Source organism: Symbiobacterium sp., assembly GCF_040797425.1.
Classification (GTDB): domain Bacteria; phylum Bacillota; class Sulfobacillia; order Symbiobacteriales; family Symbiobacteriaceae; genus Symbiobacterium.
On sequence record NZ_JBFNEH010000032.1, the window covers coordinates 1 to 21262 of the forward strand.

Sequence of the window (21262 nt, forward strand, 5' to 3'; positions counted from 1 at the left end):
GGGTTGGGGGGCCGTGTCACCCCCGCACCCCCCCGCCCCCCCCCTCTTCCGCGCTCACCGCCTCGTCACGCGCCACTAAGCGGAGCGGGCCCGTCCCGCTCCGCGCCTCCAGGGGGGCGCGCTACTTCACCTGCTCGAGGAGCTTCGACTGGCGCGCCAGCTGCTCCACGAGCACCTTCCGTACCGAAGCCAGCGTTTCCAGAATCTGGTCAGAGGCGACCCGGTAATACATGTTGAGCCCTTCCTTGCGGGACTCCACCAGGCCGTGTTGCTTCATCAGGGAAAGATGTTGCGACAGGTTGGGCATGGTAACATCGACCGCTTTGGCGAGTTCGCCGGCCGTCATCTCCCGGTCTTTGAGGGTGTAGAGGATCTCCAGCCGCTTCGGACTGGCCAGTACCTGGCACAGGCGTGCCTGCATTTCGTAAATGCGCCGGTCCTGTTCCATCACGTCACACCTCCCAGGCAACTAACCCCTTAAATAGAAATTTATCACCCGTTGCAATTATCATCGCGAAGATTGAACCATTTGTCAATAAGCCTCGAAGGATGACGAAGCACTTTTCGCCAGGGCCATATCCGATATGTAACATTCGAAGTCAAAAAGTATAGCTGGCGGAAGGTGCCCGCGTCAACCGAATTTCGGCGAACTGCACGAATCCGCCCGTATCGAGCACCAATTCAGCGGCAAGATATGGTGGGTCTGGCCCGGGAAGCGCGGCGACGCGCCCGCCCGGACCGGCCGGTGAAGCAACGAGGAGGGAACCACATGGAACTGCGCACTGCGGCGCTTGAGGTCGAGCAGCTGTTTCCCGTGCGCCGGATCCTGAACGCCGACGGGACGCTCCAGGAGCCTCTGCCCGCTTTGCTGACCCCGCAGCAGATCAAGGACGTTTACCGCAAGATGGTCTACCTGCGGGTTTTCGACCAGCGTTGCCTGAACCTGCAGCGCCAGGGCCGCATGGGAACCTTCGCCCCCTTCAGCGGGCAGGAGGCCTGCCAGGTCGGCTCGGCTTACCTACTCCGGCCCGACAAGGACTGGATTTTCCCCACCTACCGTGATCACGGCGCCATGCACGTGATGGGTGTGCCCTTCGTCAACATCCTGCGCTACTTCATGGGTGACGAGATGGGCAGCCGGGCGCCGGAGGGCGTCAACGCCTTCCCCATCTCCATCCCGATTGCGACCCAACTGTTGCACGCGGTGGGCGCGGCGTGGGCCGGCAAGCTGAAGGGGGAGGACACCGTGGCGGTGGGCTACGCCGGTGACGGCGGTACCTCGCCCGGCGACTTCCACGAGGCCCTGAACTTCGCCTCGGTCTTCAACGTGGGTGCGATTATCTTCATTCAGAACAACAAGTACGCGATTTCCACGCCCAACCGCCGGCAGTTCAAGGCCCCGACGATCGCCCAGCGTGCCCTGGCCTACGACATTCCGGGCGTGCGGGTAGACGGGCAGGACGTGCTGGCCGTGCTCGCGGTGATGCACGAGGCCATCGAGCGGGCCAGGAGCGGCGGCGGTCCCACCCTGGTGGAGGCGCTCACCTTCCGCTACGGCCCGCACACCACGTCGGATGATCCCAAGCGCTACCGCACGCAGGAAGAACTGGAGGAGTGGCAGGCCAAGGACCCCATCGAGCGGCTGCGCCGGTACCTGACCGCCCAGGGCGACTGGTCCGACAGCGACGACGAGGCGCTGTGGAACCAGGCCCGGGAGCAGGTGGCCGCGGCGGTCGCCGAGGCGGAGTCGCTGCCGCGTCCGTCGGTGGACGAGCTGTTCGACTATGTGTACGCCCAGCCCACCCCGAGCCTGGTGCGGCAGAAGGAGTACCTGAAGAGCTATCTGTCCAGGAAGGAAGGGATGGCGCGTGGCTAAGCTGACCTTGATTCAGGCGATCAACGACGGGCTCCGTGTCGCCATGCGGCAGGACCCGACGGTGGTCCTGTTGGGCGAGGACATTGGCGTCAACGGCGGCGTCTTCCGCGCCACCGATGGGCTTATCAAGGAGTTCGGTGAGGACCGGGTGATCGACTGCCCGCTCGCGGAGTCGGGCTTCCTGGGCGCGGCCGTGGGCATGGCCGTGAACGGCCTGAAGCCCGTGGTGGAGGTGCAGTTCGACGGCTTCCTGGCTCCTGCCCACGAGCAGCTGGTCAACCACGTGGCCCGGGTGCGCCACCGCAGCCGCGGGCGGTTCTCGTGCCCGCTGGTGCTGCGCGTTCCCTCGTGGGGCGGCATCAAGGCTCTGGAGCACCACTCCGAGTCCATTGAAGCCTGGTACGTCAACAACCCCGGGCTGAAGATCGTAGTTCCCTCCAACCCCTATGACGCGAAGGGCCTGCTGCTGGCGGCCATCGCCGATCCGGACCCGGTGCTCTTCATGGAGCCGAAGCGGCTCTACCGGGCCTTCCGGGCCGAGGTTCCCGAGGGGTACTACACGGTTCCTATCGGGAAGGCGACCGTTGTGCGCGAGGGCAAGGACGTGACCATCCTGAGCTACGGCGTGCACGTCCATACCGCCCTGGAGGCCGCCGAGAAGGCAGCGGCCGAGCACGGGTGGCAGGCCGAAGTGATCGACCTGCGCTCGCTCAACCCCATCGACCTCGACACCATCCTGGCCTCCGTGAAGAAGACCGGCCGCGTCGTGGTCGTGACCGAGGCGCCGCGTACGGGCGGCTTCCACAGCGAACTGATCGCCCTGATCAACGACCACGCCCTGGACTACCTGGAGGCGCCGGTGGCCCGCGTGACCGGCTTCGACGTGCCCATGCCCTACCTGATGTCTGAGGACCTGTACATCCCGGATGCCGGGCGCGTCCTGGAGGCTGTCAGCGCAGTTCAGACCTACTAGCACGAGAGGAGCGCGGAACCATGGCATTCGAATTCAGGCTGCCTGACGTAGGCGAGGGCCTGCACGAGGCAGAGCTCATCCGGTGGCTGGTGAAGGAGGGTGACACTGTCACCGAGGACCAGCCCATCATGGAGGTGCAAACCGACAAGGCTGCCGTGGAGATCACCTCGCCGGTGAGCGGCAAGGTGGTGAAGCTGCTGGGCCAGCCGGGAGACATCCTCAAGGTTCACAGCGTCGTGGTCATCTTTGATGATGGGAAGGGCGGCGCCCTGCCCACCGCAGACCAGGTGGCCGCCGGCGTGGCCGCGGCCGCACCCGGCGGGCAGCAGCCCCAGGCGCAGGCCGAGGCGGTGGCCCCGGCGGCCGCCGCTGCCGCTGCTCCGGCCGCAGCCACGGCCCCTGACGGTGCGGCCGAGCCGCGGCGCGCCCTGGCCACCCCGGCCACCCGGAAGCTGGCCCGGGAACTGGGGGTAGACATCAACCAGGTGCCCGGCACCGGCCCCGGCGGACGCGTGACCAGCGACGACGTGCGTGCCTTCGCCGCGCGCGGGGCCGCCCCGGCCGAAGCCCAGGCCGCCATCCCTGCCCGGCCGGCCGAGGCGCCGTCCGCCCAGCCCGCCGCTGCCGTCGCCGCAGGCCCGGCGGACGAGCGGATTCCGCTCCGGGGCATCCGGAAGGTGATCGCCGACCGGATGGTGAAGTCGAAATATACAGCTCCGCACGTTACTGTGGTTGACGAGGTGGACATGACCGACCTCCTGGCCTTCCGCGCCCAGGCGAAGGAACTGGCGGCCCAGAAGGGGATCAAGCTCTCCTTCATGCCCTTCATCATCAAGGCGGTCGTCGTGGCCCTGAAGGAGTTCCCCTACCTGAACGCGATGATCGACGACGAGGCCCAGGAGATCGTGCTGCGCAAGTCGTACCACATCGGCTTCGCCCTGGACACCGAGGCCGGCCTCCTGGTGCCGGTGATCAAGGACGCGGACCGGAAGTCGGTGTTCGCCATCGCCGCCGAGATGAACGACCTCATCGAGCGGGGGCGACAGGGCAAGCTCCAGCCGGACGAGATGCGCGGCTCCACGTTCACCATTTCCAACCAGGGCTCCATCGGCGGACTCTTCTTTACCCCGGTGATCAACCATCCTGAGGTCGCGATCCTGGGCGTCGGCAAGACCATGGACCGGCCCGTGGTGCGGGATGGCGAGATCGTTGTCCGCAAGATGGCCTATCTGGCGCTCTCCTTCGACCACCGGCTCATCGACGGCGGCATGGCCACCCGGTTCGTCAACCGGCTGGTGGAGCTGCTGAGCAATCCGACCCTGCTGATGATGGAGGCGATGTAGACGTGGTCATGGGTTCCATCAAGACCGGGACCGACGTGGTGGTCATCGGCGCGGGTCCCGGCGGATATGTGGCCGCCCAGCGTGCGGCCCAACTGGGCCTCGACGTCACCCTGATCGAGCAGGAGGAGTTGGGCGGCACGTGCCTCAACCACGGCTGCATCCCGTCCAAGGCGCTCATCTCCGTAGGCGACCTGGTGCACAAGGTGAACAACGCCGCGGAGCGGGGCGTGGTGGTCAAGGGCAGCGTGGAGGTGGACTTCGCCAAAACCCAGGAGTGGAAGCAGAACAAGGTGATCAAGCGGCTGACCACCGGCGTGGCCTCGCTGATGAAGGCGGCCCAAGTCGAGGTGGTGAAGGGCAAGGCCCGGTTCACCGATCCCCACTCCCTGGAGGTGGAGCTGAACGACGGCGGCACGGCCGCGTACAGCTTCAAGTACGCGATCATCGCCACCGGCTCCCAGGCGATCAACCCGCCGTTCTTCCCGCTGGACGGGGAGAACGTGGTGGACGCGCGCGGGGCGCTGGCGTTCCCGTCGGTGCCGGAGCGCTTCCTGGTGGTCGGCGGCGGCTACATCGGCGTGGAGCTGGGCATCGCCTACGCCAAGCTCGGCTCGCAGGTGACCATCGTCGAGGCGACCGGGCAACTGCTTCCCGGCACTGACCCGGAGTTGATCAACGTGCTGATGCGTCGCCTGCGCCGGCTGGGCGTCACCGTGATGCTGAACGCGAAGGCGTCGGGCGGCCTGCAGAACGGTAAGGTGAAGGTGGAGGACGGCGAGGGGAAGGTCCACGAGATCCCGGCGGACAAGGTGCTGGTCTCGGTGGGCCGGCGGCCGTACCACGAGGGGCTGCAGCTGGAGAAAGCCGGGGTGCAGGTGGACGAGAAGGGGTTCATCCCGGTGAACGACCAGATGCGCACCAACGTCCGCCACATCTACGCCATCGGCGACGTCTGCTCGCCGGTGATGCTCGCCCACAAGGCGAGCGCCCAGGGGCGGGTGGCCGCCGAGGCCATCGCCGGACGTCCCTCCGCGGCCGACTGGCTGACGGTGCCGGCGGTGATCTTCACCGACCCGGAGATTGCCTACGTGGGCCTCACCGAGGCGCAGGCCCGCGAGAAGGGCTACGACCCCGTGGTCACCCGCTACAACTTCGCCGCGGTCGGCCGGGCCCTCACCATGGGCGAGTCCGACGGCTTCGTGAAGCTGGTGGGCGACCGGAAGAGCGGTCTCCTGCTCGGGGCGCAGATGATCGGCCCTGAGGTCTCGGAACTGATCGGCGAGGTGGCCCTGGCCCTGGAGATGGGGGCCCTGGTGGAGGACGTGGCACTCACGCCGCACTACCACCCCACGCTTTCGGAGGGCATCCTCGAGGCCGCCCTTTCGTGGGTGCACGGCATCGAGAAGGCAGGGCAGAGGTAAGCGCACATCTTGGCGGCCGGAAGACCAAAGTCTTCCGGCCCTTTTGTTCGTCTTCTATACTAAGGGTGCAAGAATCCCGTTCCTGCACTTCAGGGAGGTGCCACCATGCCGCCCCGTGTTCTCGTTGTGGATGACGACCCCAAGATCACCGCATTTCTGCGCCGCAGCCTGACGCTGGAAGGGTACGATGTCGTGGTGGCCAACAGCGGGACGGAGGCGCTGCGCAGCATCGCCGCAGACCCGCCCGATCTGATGGTGCTGGACGTGATGATGCCCGACGTGGATGGCCTTGAGGTCTGCCGCCGCGTCCGGGCAGCGGGCGAGAAGTTTCCGATCCTGATGCTCACCGCGCGCGATGCGGTGACCGACCGGGTAAAAGGGCTGGATCAGGGGGCCGACGACTACCTGGTGAAGCCGTTCGCCCTGGAGGAGCTGCTGGCGCGGCTGCGCGCGCTCAGGCGCCGGGGCGCGGCCAGCCCCGGCGAAGGCGGCGAGAGCCTGCCGGTGCTGCAGTACGCCGACCTCAAGCTGGACACGGCCACCCGGGAAGCCTTCCGCGGCCAGCGGCGCATCACGCTCACCGCCAAGGAGTACGAGTTGCTGCACGTGTTCCTCAGCCACCCGCGACAGGTCCTCACCCGGGACACCCTGATGGAGAAGGTGTGGGGGTACGACTACTCCGGCGAGTCCAACGTGCTGGAGGTTTACGTGGGCTACCTGCGGTCGAAGCTGGAGGCTGGGGGCGAGCCGCGGCTCATCCAGACGGTGCGCGGCGTCGGGTATGTGTTGAAGGAGTGAGCCAACGATGTCGCTTCGGCTGCGGCTCGCCTTGCTGTACACGGCCCAGCTGACGGCCGCCCTCGTGATATTCAGCTTCCTGCTCTACTGGGTGTTCCGCTGGAGCTACGTGAACCAGGTGGACGCGAACCTGAGGTCGGTCGCCTGGGACGTGGCCAAGGGCGCACCGCTGACCTGGAATCTGCCCACGCTGCGGAGCCTGGCGGGCCGGTCGACCTTCATCCTGGTGCGCAGCACACAAGGCGTCGTCACGCAGTCCAGTGACTTCGGCACCTTCCCGCTTCCGGCGGAGGCGCGGGCGGGCAAGGCGACCCTCACCTTCGAGCGCGACGCCTACGGGGAGCCGTACCGGCTCTACAGCCTGCCGGTCTACGTGGGCGATACGCCGACGTACTGGATACAGGTGGCGCAGCCCCTGCAGCTCTTAGAGCAGGTGCTCCGGCGTCTCCGGCCGCTGCTCACCGCGGCCGCAGTGGCGTTTGCACTGATCACGGGTGCTGTCTCCTGGCTCCTGGCCGGCCGGGCCATGCGACCGATCCAGCGGGTGGCGGAGGCTGCCGAGGCGATCGGGGAGTCAGCTGACCTGGGGCTGCGGGTACCCTACAAAGGGCCGCAGGACGAGGTGGGCAGGCTGGTCCACACCTTCAATGGCATGCTGGACCAGCTGCAGGACCTTTACGGCCGCCTGGGAGCGGCGGTGGATGCCCAGAAGCGGTTTGTGGCCGACGCCTCCCACGAGCTCCGCACGCCGCTCACGATCATCCGCGGCAACATCGACTACCTGGAGCGCGCCGGGACCCTGGACCCCGAGGCGCTGGCCGACATGAAGTCCGAGGCGGCCCGGATGTCGCAGCTCCTGGAGGAGCTGCTGGCTATGGCTCGGGCAGACGCCGGACAGAAGCCGGAGCTGGAGCCGCTGGCGCTGGGGCTGCTGGTGCGGGACGTCTGCAACAAGGCGCAGGCCCTGCCGCACCAGGTGGAGTTCCGTCTCGAACTGCCCGAGGCCCTCGACCGGGTGATGGTGCTGGGCCATGCGGAGTGGCTCCGCCGGGCGCTCCTGATCCTGCTGGACAACGCCTTCAAGTACACGTCCAGCGGATCTGTCACTGTGCGGGCGGGGCGCCAGGGCGACGGAGTCGTCCTGCAGGTCATCGACACCGGCCAGGGCATCGCCCCCGAGGACCTGCCCCGCATTTTCGACCGGTTCTACCGCGCCGACCGGGCGCGGTCGCGCGGGGGCACCGGCCTCGGCCTGGCCATCGCCTCCTGGGTGGCCGGGATGCACGGTGGGCGGCTGACGGCAGAGAGCAAGCTGCGCGAGGGCTCCACCTTCAGCCTCTGGCTGCCCGTGTACCGGCCGGGCGAGCAGCGCCCCAATTCTTAGCTTCCTCTTAGAGAGGCTTAAGATCTCTTTCAGTCGCGGGTTCTATGATGAAGACGCTCCAAGGAGAACGCCGGTGCAATAAGGGGGACTTAGTCCATGTATGACGATAACTTCGGGAACAGGCCGAGTCCGGAAGAAGGACCGGTGAACGAAGAGACCGAGCGCCGAGCCAGCGAGCCGGCCGCAACGGACGAGCCCCAGGTGTTGAACGCGGCGCAGTCGTCGGAGGAGCGTCCGGAGATGGAGCTGCCCGAGATTCCGGCGGCGCCGCCCGCGCTGCCTGCCCTGCCGCCGCAGGAGCCGCCTGCGGCGAAGCGGGACGAGCGGCGGCGCGGCTCGAGCTGGCGGCTCGTCGCCGCCGCGGTCGCCCTGGTGGTGCTCTCGGCGGCCGTGGGCAGCGGCTCCACCTACTTCCTGATGCGGAACCAGGCGGCGGCGAGTCCGTCGGGCTACATCCCGAGCGTGCAGTCCAGTGGCAGCCCCCTGCAGCCCGTGGCCCAGACGGTGGCCGAGGCGGGAGCCAGCGTGATCCCGAGCATCTACGAGCGGGTATCGCCTTCGGTGGTCTCGGTCGAGGTCACCGTCCAGCAGGGCTGGTACCGCACGAAGGGTACCGGTTCGGGGTTCGTGGTTGACCCGGCGGGCTATATCCTCACCAACTACCACGTCGTCGAGGGTGCTGAGGCAATCAGGGTGAAGTTCATCGACGACACCGTCCTCGACGCCCAGGTGGTGGGCACCGACCGCACCAGCGACCTGGCCGTGCTGAAGGTGGATCCCGGCGACAAGCAGCTGATCGCCGCACCCCTGGGCGACTCGGATGAAGTGCGGGTGGGCGAACTGGCCATCGCCATCGGCAATCCGTACGGCCACGAGTTCACCGTGACGGCGGGCATCGTGTCGGCCCTGAACCGCGAGATCACCGAGGAGACGACGACGATTCCCGGCGCCATCCAGACCGACGCCGCGATCAACCCCGGCAACTCCGGCGGCCCGCTGCTGAACGGCCGCGGCGAGGTCATCGGCGTGAACACCGCCATCGAGGCGCCGTCCTACCTCTCCGGCAACGTCGGCCTCGGGTTTGCGGTGCCCATCAACACCGCCAAGGAGATTCTGCCCACCCTGATGTCGGGGCAGAACGTGCAGCGCCCCTACCTGGGCGTCTACCTGACCGATGTTACCGAGGCGTACCGCAAGGCTCTCGGGTTGCAGAGTACCGAGGGGGCCCTGGTCACCGACGTGGAGCCCGGATCGGCGGCCGAGAAGGCCGGCCTGCGGGAGCCGGTGGTGGAGACCTACGGCCGGTTCGCCGTGCTGGTGAGCGCTGACGTGATCGTGGCGGTGGACGGCAAGAAGGTGGCCAACAGCAACGAACTGGCCAGCCGGATCGGTGGGTACAAGGTCGGCGACACGATCGAGCTCACGATTATCCGCGACGGCCAGGAGGTGACTGTGCAGGCCACCCTGGGCGCCCGGCCGGACAACCGCTAGCGCAGGCGGAGATTTCTCCTGAGAGCGGGCAGACTAGGGCTGTGGGAGCCGAGCCCGCGAAAGGAGGAATCGCAGGATGAGCGAGAAGAGGCGCCCGGCCGAGGAGCAGCCTCCGGGCCTCGAGCACGGCGCAGCATCGCTGGTGGCCCAGGACAGCCCCGACGACCCGCAGATCGGGGCGCCCCAGGAGCAGCGGAGCCGCAACCAGGCGCGTGAATCGAAAGCGCGTCCCCGCGCAGACTAAGCCTGGTCCCCGTCCCGTTCGACAAGCCCTGTGCGGAGGTGGTGTCGATGCGGATCGCGGTGGAAGACGGGCTTAGCCACATCCGGGAGGCCCTGCAGGCCGAGGGGTACGTGGTGACCAAGCTCTCGCCCGGGCGGATGGAGGGCGTGAGTGCGGCCGTGGTCACCGGTCTGTCCAACAACTTCATGGGTATCCACGACACCAACGGCAACCCGTTCCCGGTGATCGACGCGACGGGCATGACCGTCGACGAGGTCATCCGGCAGGTCAAGGAGCGGGCCCTGCACTGAGCGGTGGCGGGGCAAGGCGTCAGGGGGGGCGGAAGCCCCCCCTGACTCTGGCTACTGGCGTTGCTGCGACTGTCCGGCCAGGGCCTGCTCTGCGATCTGGATCGCGTACTTCACCATGTTGCCGGCCTCCCGGGAGGTCAGCTGGCCGTAATCGCCTGGCTGAACCCGGTCGCCGGCTCCCTGCATGCGCGCCAGATGCAGCTTCGTTTCCTCTGAGAGCAGCGATCGTCTGCGGGCCATGGCAATCCTCCTCCCGCGCCGGATGAGGTCAGTCCTTGATGCGGTTGATCCCCGGCTTCGGTCCCTTCTCCTGGGGGATGAACGTCTCGCAAAGCGTCTGGTTCGACTGCCGTGCCTGGCCGCCCATTTCACCGGTCTCGAAGTCGGTGTGGCCCATCGTGGCGGGGTTGGCCCGCACCATGATCGTCTCGGCGGCACAGTTGTTGCCAGGGGCATAGTAGTAGCAGCTGCTGACGGTGCAGCGAACCTGCTGGCTGGCCATCGCATTCACCTCCCCGTTTAGTCTCGGCCCGAATGGGCCCGCGCATACATGCACGCGCAGGGGGGCCGAAGACCATCACTGCCAATTTGTCAACAAGGCACTTGCAGCGGAGGGCAGAACGCGATATATTGTGGTAGGTTGCCACCCCTTGCTACAGGGGTGACAATCCACACCAAGCAACGGGCTGCACGTGCAATCACGGATATTGACTTTCAACGGGGTCTCCGGTACAATCCGTGTTATTGTACGGCATGAGTGCTCCATCCGGAGCAAGCCGCGTTGATCTGGGGGTTGGGATTGTCTCAACACACGGTTTCGGATCCGAATAGGAACCTAGCACGCCTTAAAGGGTTGGGGCTGTGCCCGACTTTATCCCCCGTGGGCGTGACGATGGTCCCGTCTAGCTTGAGAGGGCTAGAAATGATCTGCCAAAGGGGGAGTTTCTACCATGGCCTACTCGACCTATGGCCGCCACATTACCATGGATCTGCGCGAGGTTGCGTTCGAGAAGTTGAACGACGTCGCTTTCCTGAGGAACGTGTTGTATGAGGCCGCAGCCCGTTGCGGAGCCACGGTAGTAGGTGAGAGCTTCATCCAGTTCAGCCCTCAGGGCGTGACCGGCGTGCTAGTGCTCTCTGAGTCGCACCTCTCGATCCACACGTATCCCGAAGAGGGCTTTGCTGCGATCGACTGCTACACCTGCGGCTATACCGTCGATCCGGAGGTCGCCTGCGATTACATCAAGGCGACGCTGGGAGGTCGGGTAGTGGGGTATCGAGCCCTCCGCCGTGGTAGCGGAGCCATCGAGGACCTCAAGCAGCTCCAGCTCGCAGCCGCCAACTAGCGTAGCGGTTCCTAAGCAGCTTTATCACGAGGCTTTCCGGAAGGAGGCCTCGTTTTTGTTATGCCGCCGCCCGGCATGAAGCCGTGGGCCCGTCCATAGACTCCGGTGGGAGGGGTGGCCGTGGCCCTGAGGCTGGGTCGCATCGCCGGCGTGCGGGTGGAGGTGCACTGGCTCTTCCTGCTGGCCCTCCTGGCGGCTGCAGCCAGCGGCTACTACCTGGAGGCGTTGATCCTGGTCGGCTCCCTGGCCGCGCATGAACTGGCCCACCTGATCGTGGCGTGGCTGCTGGGCGTCGACGTGGACTCGCTGCTGCTCACGCCCTTCGGCGGGGTGGCGCGGCTGGAGGCGGCATTGGAGCTGGACCCCCAGTCGGAGGTGTCCGTGGCCCTGGCGGGTCCGGTACAGTCTTTCCTGTTGGCGGGGCTGGCCAGTTTCCTGATGGGCGACGCGCTCTTCGACCCGTCGCTGCTGCGCTTCTTTTTTCACGTGAACGCCAACCTGGCCTTCTTCAACCTGATTCCCGCCCTGCCCCTGGACGGCGGGCGCGCCCTCCGGGGTCTGCTGGCGCAGCGCTGGGGTTATCGCCTCACCACGGTGTGGAGCGCCCGGATCGGCGTGCTCTCCGGGGTCGCCATGTTCACGGCCGCGCTGGCCATTCTGGCCCGCACCGGGCAGCTGTTCCTCACCCCTCTGGTCGGCGGGCTCTTCCTGGCGCTGGGTGCGGTGGCGGAGGGGGAGGAGGCGGTGTTCCGCTCGTACCGGCATTTCCTGCACAAGCGGCAGCGGATGGCCCGGCAGCGGCTCATCCCCGGGGGAACCCTGGTCGTCGTGGAGGGCACCCGCATCGGCGAGGTGCTGGAACACCTCTCGGCCCGGCGGTACCACCTGGTGCTGGTGGTGGATCGGGCGCTGTTGCCGGTGGGCACGCTGCACGAAGCGGAGATTCTGGACGCGTTCCAGGAACTGGGCCCCCGGGCGACAGTGGAGGAGGTCCTGGATCGGTAGCGCCGGATGGCGCATACGGCCCCGCCCGCAGCGGCGGGGCCCGATTATGTTAAATCTCCGTTTACTTAGTCGTCGGTTTGGCGTAACATCGTAGGTGATCGCAATCACCGACCGAGCAAAGGAGTGACGGCATGGCCGAGACCCTGCGCGAGCGCATCGAGCGGCTCTTGCCCCGGGTCTCCAAGCCCGCCCGCTACACCGGCGGCGAGTGGAACGCCGTGGTGAAGGACCACAGCAAGGTGGAGCTGAAGGTCGCCTGGACCTTCCCCGACGCGTACGAGGTGGGCATGTCCCACCTGGGGTCGCTCATCATGTACCACCAGATCAACCGGCGGGACGATGCCTGCTGCGAGCGGGCGTACGCGCCGTGGACAGATATGGAGGCGGCCATGCGGGCGGAGGGGATCCCGCTCTTCACCCTGGAGAGCTGGACGCCCGTGGGCGAGTTTGACATCATCGCCTTCCCGCTGCTTTACGAACTGACCTACACCAACCTCCTCACCTGCCTCGACCTGGCCGGGGTGCCCCTGCTCGCGGCCGACCGCACCGCCGATCATCCGCTGGTGATCGCCGGTGGGCCCTGCGCCTTCAACTGCGAGCCCCTGGCTCCGTTCCTGGACGTGGCGGTGCTGGGCGACGGCGAGGAGGTCATCCACGAGATCCTCGACACCTACAAGGCCTGGAAGAACGAGGGCCGGAAGGACCGCAAGGACCTGCTCCTCAGGATGGCCCGGATCACCGGCTGCTACGTGCCGGCCTTCTACGAGGTGTCGTACAACCCCGACGGCACGATTCGGGAGTACCGCCCCACCGAGCCCGGGGTGCCCGCGGTGGTCGATCGGGCGACGGTGAAGGACCTGGACGCCGTCGACTTCCCCACCCGGCCCGTGGTGCCCAACACGCAGATCGTCTTCGACCGGGCGCAGGTGGAGGTCTTCCGGGGCTGCACCCGCGGCTGCCGCTTCTGCCACGCCGGCTACATCACCCGGCCGGTGCGGGAGCGCTCCCCGGAGATCGTGCAGCGGCTGGCGCGGGAGATCGTGCAGAACACCGGCTACAGCGAGCTGTCCCTGGTTTCGCTCTCCACGGCAGACTACACCGACGTGCGGCAGACGGTGAGCCGGCTGTCCGACGAGCTGCAGTGCCAGGGCGTGAACGTCACCCTGCCCTCCACCCGCGTGGACGCCTTCTCGGTGGCCCTGGCCGACGCGGTGAGCAAGGTGCGGAAGGGCTCCATCACGCTGGCGCCGGAGGGCGGCTCCGCCCGCATCCGCCGGGTGATCAACAAGACCGTCTCCGACCGGGACATCCGCGAGGCCATGCGCGCCGCCTTCCGGAGCGGCTACCGGGCGGTGAAGCTCTACTTCATCCTCGGCCTGCCCACCGAGACCGACGCGGACCTGGAGGCCATCGCCGAGAAGGGCCACTGGGCCCTGGAGATCGCCGAGGAGGAGCTGGGCCGTCAGGAGGCCCGGAAGGTGCGGGTGACCATCTCGGTCTCCGTCTTCGTGCCGAAGCCCCACACCCCGTTCCAGTTCGAGCCGCAGGTGACGCTGGCGGAGGCGCGGCGGCGGCAGCAGTACATCAAGCGCTTCCTGAAAGACCGGCGCATCGAGTACAAGTACCACGAGGCCGACGTGAGCCACATCGAGGCGCTGCTCTCGCTGGGCGACCGGCGCGTGGCTCCGGCGATCCTGCGGGCCTGGCAGATGGGCGCCCGGTTCGACGGCTGGAACGAGCACTTCGATTACAAGCTGTGGCTCAGGGCGTGCGAGGAGGCCGGGGTCGACATCGCGTTCTACACCTACCGCAAGAAGGGCTACGGCGAGCGGTTCGCCTGGGACCACCTCTCCCCGGGCATCGACCGGGACTGGCTCATCGACGACCACCGCCGGGCGATGGCCGAGCAGGAGGTGGAGGACTGCCGGTGGGAGAACTGCGAGACTTGCGGCGTGTGCATGAAGTACAACGTGCTGCCGACACTGAAGCCCGCGGGCTTTGTGGGAGAGAATGACATTGCGGTTGCGGATTCGCCTGGCTAAGGTGGGCCTGGCCCGTTTCCTGTCGCATTTGGATCTGCAGCGCACCGTGGAGCGGGGCCTGCGGCGCGCCGGTCTTCCCCTGGCCTTCACCCAGGGGTTCAACCCCCACCCCCGCATCAGCTACGCCTCCGCACTGGCCACGGGGACGAGCAGCGAGGGCGAGTTCCTGGACGTGGACCTGACGGAGCCGGTGGACCCGGGCGACTTCGTCTCCCGGGCCAACGCGCACCTGCCGGAGGGCGTGCGGGTCCTGGAGGCCCGCCCGGCCCCCGAGGCGGGCGACTCGCTCATGGCGAGCATCAACGCCGCCGCGTACCGCCTCACGGTGACGGGGGCCGAAGAGGCCGCTCTGCGGTCGGCCGCGGCCGCTTTCCTGGCGGCCGGCGAGGTGGTGGTCACCCGGGAGGGGCGCAGCGGCCCCAAGGCGGTGAACATCCGGCCGCAGGTCTACGAGCTGACGGTCACCGGCCCCGGCGAGCTGCGGGCGCTGGTGCAGACCGGCTCCGAGGGCAACCTGAAGCCCGAGGAGGTGTGGGCCGGCCTGGTCGCCCTGTCGCCGGACCTTTCCGGGGCGGAGCTGACCCAGGTTCACCGGCTGATGCTCTACCGGCGCGACCCCGGGACCGGGGCCTGCGCGGAACCGTGGCGGCTCTGATGAAACAGACGCCCGTCTCCCCCGGGGAGGCGGGCGTTTTCACCAGGGTTCTGTGGGCCGTGGGTGGCGAACCTCCGGGCATCCGGCGGGGCTCCCGTACGGTAGAGGGAGCGCCCGATCCGGCGCCCTCGGGGAGGCCCTCCGTCTGCCGCTCACATTCGATGGCCATGCTGAAGGGGTGAGCGGGCGGCGGGCGTCTTTCCCAATAGGATCGGCCGCATGAACTTGCGGGGTAAAGGGGGATCGTGCAATGGAGGATCGGGAGAAACTGGTGAAGATGGACCTCCTGCGCAGCCGGTTCAACATCTCGTACGCCCGGGCCCGGGAGGTGCTCGAGGCCAACGACTGGGACACCGTGCTGGCGGCGATTCAGCTGGAGCGGGAGCAGGAGGAGGTGCAGGCGGAGCCGGGCGGCTTCACCGAGGAGCTGAAGGTCAGCGGCAAGGATCTGGTGGAGACCCTGAAGCGCATCCTGCACGAGGGCAACGTCAACCGCATCATCGTGCGGGATCCGAAGGGCGTCGAGATCCTCAACCTGCCCCTCACGGGCGCGGTGGTCTTCACCCTGATCCTGCCGGTGCTGACGGCGCTGGGCACGGTGGTGGCGCTGGCGATGGACTACACCGTCGTGGTGGAGCGGCGGTACTGAGTGGCTGCGGTGTGCACGGCTCTCCGGAGGTCCGGGGGGCCGTGCGCCGCGCCGGGGCCCGTGGGCCCGCCGGTCCTTCCGGGGTTGGCCGCGCCCCTCAGGGGACCGGGGCGTGCAGGAGTCTGCCTGCTGGGAGAAGAAGTCCAACATACTTGGGATACTATTCCCGGGTACGACCAACCCCAATAGAGATGGGGGCTTTTTTTGATGCGCAAGGAGATTCTCGTCACCGTCGACATCGACGAGACCCGCGCCGCCGTGCTCGAAGACGGCGAGGTGGTTGAAATCTACATCGAGCGCCCGGTTCACCAGCGCATCGTGGGCAACATCTACAAGGGCCGGGTCGAAAACGTGCTGCCGGGCATGCAGGCGGCCTTCGTCGACATCGGCCTGGAACGCAACTCTTTCCTCTATGTGGACGATGCTCAGCTGGGCCGGGCCCAGGTGGACGGCGAGGCGGTTTCCGCCCCGAGCGGTCAGCGCCAGACCATCAAGGACCTCTTGCGCAGCGGCCAGGAGGTCCTCGTGCAGGTGGTCAAGGAGCCCATCGGCACCAAGGGGGCCCGGGTGACGCGCAACCTTACCCTGCCCGGCCGCTTCCTGGTGCTGATGCCGCAGTCGGATTACATCGGCGTCAGCCGGCGCATCACCGACGAACGCGAGCGGGAGCGGCTCCGGCAGATCGCCCAGGCCGTGAAACCGGAAGGCATGGGGCTGATCGTGCGCACCGTGGCCGAGGGGGCGGGAGAGGAGGAACTCGCTCACGACGCCGCCTTCTTGGAACGGCAGTGGCGGCAGATCGCCGCGGAAGCCGCCGGGGCCAGGGCTCCGGCGCTGATCTACCACGATCTCGGCCTGATCCACCGGCTGGTCCGCGACGGGCTGGACGACTCGGTCGCGCTCTTCCTGGTGGACCGGCAGGACGCCTACGAAACGGCGTTGGCGATGGTGGAACTGCACGCCCCGCACCTCAGGGACCGCGTGAAGCTGTACACCCGCACCGACCAGACGCTGTTCGACTACTACGGCGTCGAGGCGGAAATTGAGAAGGCCATGCGCAAGCGCGTCTGGCTGAAGAGCGGCGGCTACATCGTCATCGACCAGACCGAGGCGCTCACCGCCATCGACGTGAACACCGGCAAGTTCGTCGGCTCCACCAACCTGGCCGACACCGTGTTCAAGACCAACCTGGAGGCCGCCAGAGAGATCGCCCGGCAGCTGCGCCTGCGGGACATCGGCGGGATCATCATCATCGACTTCATCGACATGGATCGGCAGGACCACCGGCAGCAGGTGATTCAGACGCTGGAAGAGGCCCTGAAGCGGGACCGCACGCGGGCCAACATCCTGGGCCTTACCCAGCTCGGGCTGCTGGAGATGACCCGCAAGAAGTCGCGCCAGAACCTGAGCGAGGCTCTGACCAGGCCCTGCCAGTACTGCGACGGCCGGGGGCGCATCTTCAACGAGGAGACCACCGCACACCGGGTGCGGGCCGAGATCCGGCGCATCATGAAGCAGTCGTCCAGCGAGGCGCTGCTGATCGAGGTCCACCCCTCCGTGGCCGCCCTTCTCATCGGCCCCGGCGGTGCCAACCTGCGGGCGCTGGAGGAGGAGCTCGCCCGGACGATCTACATCCGCGGCAACAGCGAGATCCACCCGGAGTCGTGGAGCCTGAAGGCCATGGGCACCCGGGAGGAGGTGGAGGCGCGGGCGCTGCCGGTGACGGCGGGCCAGGTGCTCGACCTGCGCATCGACGAGACCCACGCCGCCAATCCGGCCGACGGCATCGCCCGGGTGGACGGCTACGTGATCGACGTGGCCGACGCTGGCCGGCTGGTGGGCAAGGTCGTGCGGGCGGAGATCGTGAAGGCCTTCCGCACGTATGCCAGGGCGCGGCTGATCGAGGGCTGAGCCGCTGTTCCGGATGGCAGTGCGCGCCGGGCGACGACAAGCGCCGGGCGAAACGCCCAGCAGCGGTGCATCCTGTACGGCGACAAGCGTCGAGGGGTACGTGCGCAAGACCCGGACCTGGCCACGCCAGATCCGGGTCCCTTCGCGCTGCAGACGAGCGCCCGCCCTGGCCGCCTGCGGTGCCCTTCCCGGTTGCGCGGGGCGTCCCCGGTCGCGCTCACGAGCCGATGCGAAGCAGGAACCGGCGCCCGCTAGGCGCCGCCCTCCCGCTTCCAGGCGAACATGGCGTCGATCTCTCGCAGGGTGGCCGCGATCTCCGCCTGCTTCTGCGCCTCGCTCCAACCCAGCAGGGCGCCCATCTCGTCGGCCAAAGCGTTCAGGTAGGGGCGCCCGTTGTGGGGCGTGAAGAGCAGCAGGTCGGTGCGGCGGCGCACGACGTCCACCAGGTGCACGGCCATCTCGGCCTTCACTGCGTGGCGGGCCTGGGCGAGCCGCCAGCGCAGCTCCGGGTCTTCCGCCGCGACGGCCCGGGCCTCGGCGGCTACCTGCGTCAGCGCAGCACCGTACCGGTCGGCCAGCCGGTCCACCAGATCCTGGGGGGCGCCGGTCTCTGCAGCCAGGCGGCGCCGCAGCGCCTCGTCGGGGAGCCTGCTTGCGGCACCGGGCAGGGGGGCCGTGCTGGCCGCGAGGTGGGCGGGATTCCGGGTGGCGGGAAAGACGTCGTCGACGATTCGGCTGGCCATGGCCCGGAAGGCGGTGAGCTTCCCGCCGCCCACCGTCACCAGCCCCGACGGGCTGTGGAAGAGCTTGTAGTCGCGGGAGGTGGCCGACGGGTTCACCTCGTTCTGCGGCTTCAGGAGCGGCCGGAAACCCGCCCAGCCGGCGATGATGTCTGCCTCGCTCAGCCCCGCCTCGGGGAAGAGGCGGCGGGCGGCATCCACCACGTAGTCGACGTCGGCCCGGGTGATCGAGTAGGCTGCCGGGTCGCCGCGGTGGTCGGTGTCGGTGGTGCCGATGTAGGTGCACGGGCCCGACGGGACGGCGAACATCATGCGGCCGTCGCGGCCCCGCATCACCACCGCGTGCTGGATGGGCAGCCGGCTGTGCGGCACCACCAGGTGGACGCCCTTGGTGAGGCGGAGGATTGGCTGGGCGCCGGGATCGTCCAGGCGGCGCACGGCATCGGCCCAGGGGCCCGCCGCGGCCACCACACGGGCCGCCCGCACGGTGAAAGTGTCGCCGGTGAGCTGGTCCGCGACGGTAGCCCCGACGATCTGGCCGCGGCCGTCCTTCAGGAAGGCGGTCAGGCGGGCGTAGTTGGCCACCGCGGCACCGTGGGTGGCGGCCGACTGGATGACCTCCAGCGTGAGGCGGCCGTCGTCGGTGCGGCAGTCGGCGTACAAGGCGCCGCCTTTCAGCCCGTCGGGCCGGAGCAGGGGCTCCCGCTCCCGCAGCGTGGCCGGCCCCAGCATCCGGTGCGGGATCGGGTTGGTCCTGCCGGCGAACCAGTCGTAGAACGTGAGGCCGATGCGCAGCATCCAGAGCGGGTCGGGGTCGCCCGCGTAGACGGGGAACAGGAAGGACGTGGCCTTGACCAGGTGGGGCGCCATGAAGAGCAGGTGCTGTCGCTCCACCACCGACTCGCGCACGAGGCGGAACTCGAAGTTCTTCAGGTACCGGAGGCCACCGTGGATCAGCTTGGTCGACCGGCTGCTGGTGGCGCTGGCGAAGTCGCCTGCGTCGACGAGGGCCACCTTCAGCCCCCGCAGGGCGGCCTCCCGGGCGACGCCGGCACCGGTGATGCCGCCGCCTACCACGAGGAGATCGAAGGGTTCTGAAGCCAGGCTCCGGATCATGTCCGTTCGGTTCACGACCAGACCTCCTCTCGCTGACGGAAAAAGGAGAGCCAGAGGCAGACCGGAGGTTCCGCGCGGGCGGTTCCTCCGAAACTGCCGATGGCTCTCCTTCAACTCCACCATCGGACTATGCAACTTACGTAACTTAATTGTACCCTTTGCCTGCTTGATGGTCAATAGTTAGCTGACTCGCCTGGAAACCTGCCGCAACTTGCCCTCCACCAGCTCCATCGTGCGGTCGAACTGGTCCAGGAGACGGGTGTCGTGGGTGACCATGATCAGAGCGGTCTCTCCCCGCAGTTCCGCCAGCAATTGCATCAGACTGGCACTGGAATCTGAGTCCAGGGAGGCCGTGGGTTCATCAGCAAAGAGGATGGCCGGGCGGTTGATCAGCGCCCTGGCCAGGGCCACCCGCTGGCGCTGCCCACCCGAGAGGCTGGCGGGGAAGCGATGTTCCAGCCCCTTCAGTCCCAGCCGCTCCACCAAGTATCGGGCGTATGCCAGCGTCTCGCGGCTCCGGCTGCGGGCGGAGACGAAGATGTTCTCCATGACGGTCAGGTGCTTCACCAGAAAATGCTGCTGGAAGACAAAGCCGAAGTCCCGGGCGCGCAGGCGCACCCGTTCCGCGTTGCTCATCGTCTCCAGGGGGCGGCCGCGATAGCTGACACTCCCGCTGGTCGGCACCCGCAGCCCGGCAAGCACATACAGGAGGGTTGACTTGCCCGACCCTGACGGACCGACAATGCACAAGCTTTTCCCGGGCTGCAGGCTGAGCGAAACCCCGTCAAGTACCCGCAGCCGGCGCGAGCCGTCCTTGTACTCGCAAACCAGGTTCCTCGCTTCGAGCACGTTAGTTTCGCCCCTCAATCACAGAGATGTAGTCCAGGCGCGACAGCATGAGCGTCAGCACCACCGCCAGCACGACGGTGATCAGGACGGGGCTGGGGAGGGTGTGGAGGAGGATCGTTGGGTTCCACACGGTGAACGCCAGCCCCCGAGGCGCGAAGAACGATGCCTTTACCCACCAGAAGAGACCGGTGGTGACGGCCATGCCGAGGGCCCAGCCCACGAAGAGCACGGCGGACATCTCCGTCAGGGCTCGCAGGATCACCCGGCCTGGCGGCTGCCCCAGCGCCAGGTAGAGGGCGAACTCCGGCCTGCGTTCGGCAACGAAGATGTAGGCCAGCAGCGTGGTCACTACCGTATTGGTAACCGTCACGATGGCGGTCAACAGCGCAAGGATGAGGCTGAACGTGCCGATCTCGCCCTCCAGCGACTCTTCCACCGACTGCTTCGTGATCACGCGAATCTCGTTTTCCACCGCGACCTCGGTCGCGAGCCAGGTATCGGTCTCTGCTCGCTGGTCCGGCCTGGCGAGCACAACATAACCAGGGACGCCGGCGGCGGTTCGGTCGGTCGCCGCCAGAGCCGTGTACGGCTGGTCCCCCAGCAGTCCCACGACCGTGAAGCGTCCCCGGAGGGCCTCGCCCTCCCTTACCTCACTGCCCACTACGTCGCCGACGCGCCACTCCTTGGCGGTGGCCATCTGGCTGGAGAGAGCGATCTCGCCCGGAGCGGCGGGCAACCGGCCCTCCAGCACGGTGATGTTCAAGTCCCGGGCGAACAGGGCCAGGTCGCCCGCGTCCATGGCAAAGATCGGAACGGTGGTGGTTCCGGCCAGGAGCGGTGCCTGGGTTTGCAGCTGGCTCACGGGGTAGACGGCGGCGACGCCAGGGTGGGATCGTATGGCGGCCAGCGTCTCTTCCGGGATCCCTTCCGGCGTGAGGGCCTGGACGACGGAGAAGTGAGCGCTGAAGGACTGGGCGAGCCGGATGTTGGTTTCGACGCTGCTGATCATGCCACCCACGAAAGCGATGACCAGCATGGAAAGCATCAACCCCGCAATCAGCGCGACACTCTTCCGCTTGTGGCGGAGAAAGTAGCGAAATGGGGAGAAAGGCCGCGGCACGGTTGTACT

The 21262-nt window shown here is 67.6% G+C and carries 21 protein-coding genes; 15 read left to right on the top strand and 6 right to left on the bottom strand.

Annotated features, from left to right (window positions below):
• Positions 1-121: 121 nt before the first annotated feature.
• Positions 122-448 (bottom strand): ArsR/SmtB family transcription factor, encoded by a 327-nt coding sequence (locus tag AB2385_RS10900; protein WP_367655021.1) that lies wholly within the window; start codon positions 446-448, stop codon positions 122-124.
• 321 nt (positions 449-769) lie between these two features.
• On the opposite strand from AB2385_RS10900, the gene pdhA reads away from it, so the two are divergent.
• From pdhA to AB2385_RS10945, 9 genes are all read left to right on the top strand, one after another.
• A complete protein-coding gene (gene pdhA / locus AB2385_RS10905; RefSeq protein ID WP_367655022.1) occupies positions 770-1876 on the top strand; it encodes a pyruvate dehydrogenase (acetyl-transferring) E1 component subunit alpha in 1107 nt (368 codons plus the stop codon).
• Entirely contained in the window at positions 1869-2849 is a 981-nt protein-coding gene (locus tag AB2385_RS10910; protein ID WP_367655023.1) for an alpha-ketoacid dehydrogenase subunit beta, read from the top strand. Before pdhA ends, AB2385_RS10910 begins: the two co-directional genes overlap by 8 nt.
• Before the next feature lie 20 nt (positions 2850-2869).
• Complete coding sequence (locus AB2385_RS10915) at positions 2870-4192, top strand: dihydrolipoamide acetyltransferase family protein (protein ID WP_367655024.1); 1323 nt, start codon at positions 2870-2872, stop codon at positions 4190-4192.
• Positions 4193-4200: 8 nt separating this feature from the next.
• Positions 4201-5613, top strand: coding sequence for a dihydrolipoyl dehydrogenase (lpdA, locus tag AB2385_RS10920; RefSeq protein WP_367655075.1), 1413 nt, complete (start codon positions 4201-4203; stop codon positions 5611-5613).
• Between the two features lie 105 nt (positions 5614-5718).
• Positions 5719-6411, top strand: coding sequence for a response regulator transcription factor (locus tag AB2385_RS10925; protein ID WP_367655025.1), 693 nt, complete (start codon positions 5719-5721; stop codon positions 6409-6411).
• A gap of 7 nt (positions 6412-6418) precedes the next feature.
• Positions 6419-7795 carry a sensor histidine kinase gene (locus tag AB2385_RS10930; protein WP_367655026.1) on the top strand — a complete coding sequence of 459 codons (1377 nt, stop codon included), beginning with the start codon at positions 6419-6421 and terminating at the stop codon, positions 7793-7795.
• A gap of 144 nt (positions 7796-7939) precedes the next feature.
• Positions 7940-9286, top strand: a complete 1347-nt coding sequence (locus AB2385_RS10935) for a S1C family serine protease (protein WP_367655027.1) — start codon at positions 7940-7942, stop codon at positions 9284-9286.
• 76 nt (positions 9287-9362) lie between these two features.
• On the top strand, positions 9363-9530 hold the full coding sequence (locus AB2385_RS10940; RefSeq protein ID WP_367655028.1) for a hypothetical protein: 168 nt from the start codon (positions 9363-9365) through the stop codon (positions 9528-9530).
• 47 nt (positions 9531-9577) lie between these two features.
• Positions 9578-9820: a YkuS family protein gene (locus tag AB2385_RS10945; RefSeq protein WP_367655029.1), complete on the top strand. Its 243-nt coding sequence runs from the start codon at positions 9578-9580 to the stop codon at positions 9818-9820.
• 51 nt (positions 9821-9871) lie between these two features.
• Here AB2385_RS10945 and AB2385_RS10950 read toward each other — a convergent pair whose 3' ends face one another.
• On the bottom strand, positions 9872-10060 hold the full coding sequence (locus AB2385_RS10950; protein ID WP_367655030.1) for a small, acid-soluble spore protein, alpha/beta type: 189 nt from the start codon (positions 10058-10060) through the stop codon (positions 9872-9874).
• Between the two features lie 28 nt (positions 10061-10088).
• Positions 10089-10322 carry a DUF1540 domain-containing protein gene (locus AB2385_RS10955; RefSeq protein ID WP_367655031.1) on the bottom strand — a complete coding sequence of 78 codons (234 nt, stop codon included), beginning with the start codon at positions 10320-10322 and terminating at the stop codon, positions 10089-10091.
• A gap of 448 nt (positions 10323-10770) precedes the next feature.
• Between AB2385_RS10955 and speD the strand changes: the two genes are divergently transcribed.
• The 6 genes from speD to AB2385_RS10985 all read left to right on the top strand — a co-directional run bounded on the left by speD (position 10771) and on the right by AB2385_RS10985 (position 17428).
• Positions 10771-11166: an adenosylmethionine decarboxylase gene (gene speD / locus AB2385_RS10960; protein ID WP_367655032.1), complete on the top strand. Its 396-nt coding sequence runs from the start codon at positions 10771-10773 to the stop codon at positions 11164-11166.
• Positions 11167-11286: 120 nt separating this feature from the next.
• On the top strand, positions 11287-12171 hold the full coding sequence (locus AB2385_RS10965; RefSeq protein ID WP_367655033.1) for a M50 family metallopeptidase: 885 nt from the start codon (positions 11287-11289) through the stop codon (positions 12169-12171).
• Between the two features lie 131 nt (positions 12172-12302).
• The gene (locus AB2385_RS10970) at positions 12303-14213 is read left to right on the top strand and encodes a TIGR03960 family B12-binding radical SAM protein (protein WP_367655034.1); all 1911 of its coding nucleotides are present in this window, start codon (positions 12303-12305) and stop codon (positions 14211-14213) included.
• Positions 14188-14868, top strand: a complete 681-nt coding sequence (locus tag AB2385_RS10975; RefSeq protein ID WP_367655035.1) for a TIGR03936 family radical SAM-associated protein — start codon at positions 14188-14190, stop codon at positions 14866-14868. Before AB2385_RS10970 ends, AB2385_RS10975 begins: the two co-directional genes overlap by 26 nt.
• A gap of 250 nt (positions 14869-15118) precedes the next feature.
• Positions 15119-15517: a DUF4342 domain-containing protein gene (locus AB2385_RS10980; protein WP_367655036.1), complete on the top strand. Its 399-nt coding sequence runs from the start codon at positions 15119-15121 to the stop codon at positions 15515-15517.
• A 207-nt stretch (positions 15518-15724) separates the two neighbouring features.
• On the top strand, positions 15725-17428 hold the full coding sequence (locus tag AB2385_RS10985; protein ID WP_367655037.1) for an Rne/Rng family ribonuclease: 1704 nt from the start codon (positions 15725-15727) through the stop codon (positions 17426-17428).
• Positions 17429-17679: 251 nt separating this feature from the next.
• Here AB2385_RS10985 and AB2385_RS10990 read toward each other — a convergent pair whose 3' ends face one another.
• The 3 genes from AB2385_RS10990 to AB2385_RS11000 form a co-directional block, all read right to left on the bottom strand.
• Positions 17680-19299 carry an FAD-dependent oxidoreductase gene (locus tag AB2385_RS10990; RefSeq protein ID WP_367655039.1) on the bottom strand — a complete coding sequence of 540 codons (1620 nt, stop codon included), beginning with the start codon at positions 19297-19299 and terminating at the stop codon, positions 17680-17682.
• Positions 19300-19464: 165 nt separating this feature from the next.
• Positions 19465-20133 (bottom strand): ABC transporter ATP-binding protein, encoded by a 669-nt coding sequence (locus AB2385_RS10995; RefSeq protein WP_367655040.1) that lies wholly within the window; start codon positions 20131-20133, stop codon positions 19465-19467.
• 1 nt (position 20134) lies between these two features.
• A complete protein-coding gene (locus AB2385_RS11000) occupies positions 20135-21253 on the bottom strand; it encodes an ABC transporter permease (RefSeq protein WP_367655041.1) in 1119 nt (372 codons plus the stop codon).
• Between the last annotated feature and the right edge of the window lie 9 nt (positions 21254-21262).

Excerpts from the sequence above, each read along its gene's own strand:
- AB2385_RS10930 (WP_367655026.1), top strand. The coding sequence starts at position 6,419 with ATGTCGCTTCGGCTGCGGCTCGCCTTGCTGTACACGGCCCAGCTGACG.
- lpdA (WP_367655075.1), top strand. The coding sequence starts at position 4,201 with ATGGGTTCCATCAAGACCGGGACCGACGTGGTGGTCATCGGCGCGGGT.
- AB2385_RS10980 (WP_367655036.1), top strand. The coding sequence starts at position 15,119 with ATGGAGGATCGGGAGAAACTGGTGAAGATGGACCTCCTGCGCAGCCGG.
- speD (WP_367655032.1), top strand. The coding sequence starts at position 10,771 with ATGGCCTACTCGACCTATGGCCGCCACATTACCATGGATCTGCGCGAG.
- AB2385_RS10985 (WP_367655037.1), top strand. The coding sequence starts at position 15,725 with ATGCGCAAGGAGATTCTCGTCACCGTCGACATCGACGAGACCCGCGCC.
- AB2385_RS10915 (WP_367655024.1), top strand. The coding sequence starts at position 2,870 with ATGGCATTCGAATTCAGGCTGCCTGACGTAGGCGAGGGCCTGCACGAG.
- AB2385_RS10950 (WP_367655030.1), bottom strand. The coding sequence starts at position 10,060 with ATGGCCCGCAGACGATCGCTGCTCTCAGAGGAAACGAAGCTGCATCTG.
- AB2385_RS10955 (WP_367655031.1), bottom strand. The coding sequence starts at position 10,322 with ATGGCCAGCCAGCAGGTTCGCTGCACCGTCAGCAGCTGCTACTACTAT.
- AB2385_RS10970 (WP_367655034.1), top strand. The coding sequence starts at position 12,303 with ATGGCCGAGACCCTGCGCGAGCGCATCGAGCGGCTCTTGCCCCGGGTC.
- AB2385_RS10945 (WP_367655029.1), top strand. The coding sequence starts at position 9,578 with ATGCGGATCGCGGTGGAAGACGGGCTTAGCCACATCCGGGAGGCCCTG.
- pdhA (WP_367655022.1), top strand. The coding sequence starts at position 770 with ATGGAACTGCGCACTGCGGCGCTTGAGGTCGAGCAGCTGTTTCCCGTG.
- AB2385_RS10925 (WP_367655025.1), top strand. The coding sequence starts at position 5,719 with ATGCCGCCCCGTGTTCTCGTTGTGGATGACGACCCCAAGATCACCGCA.
- AB2385_RS10900 (WP_367655021.1), bottom strand. The coding sequence starts at position 448 with ATGGAACAGGACCGGCGCATTTACGAAATGCAGGCACGCCTGTGCCAG.
- AB2385_RS10940 (WP_367655028.1), top strand. The coding sequence starts at position 9,363 with ATGAGCGAGAAGAGGCGCCCGGCCGAGGAGCAGCCTCCGGGCCTCGAG.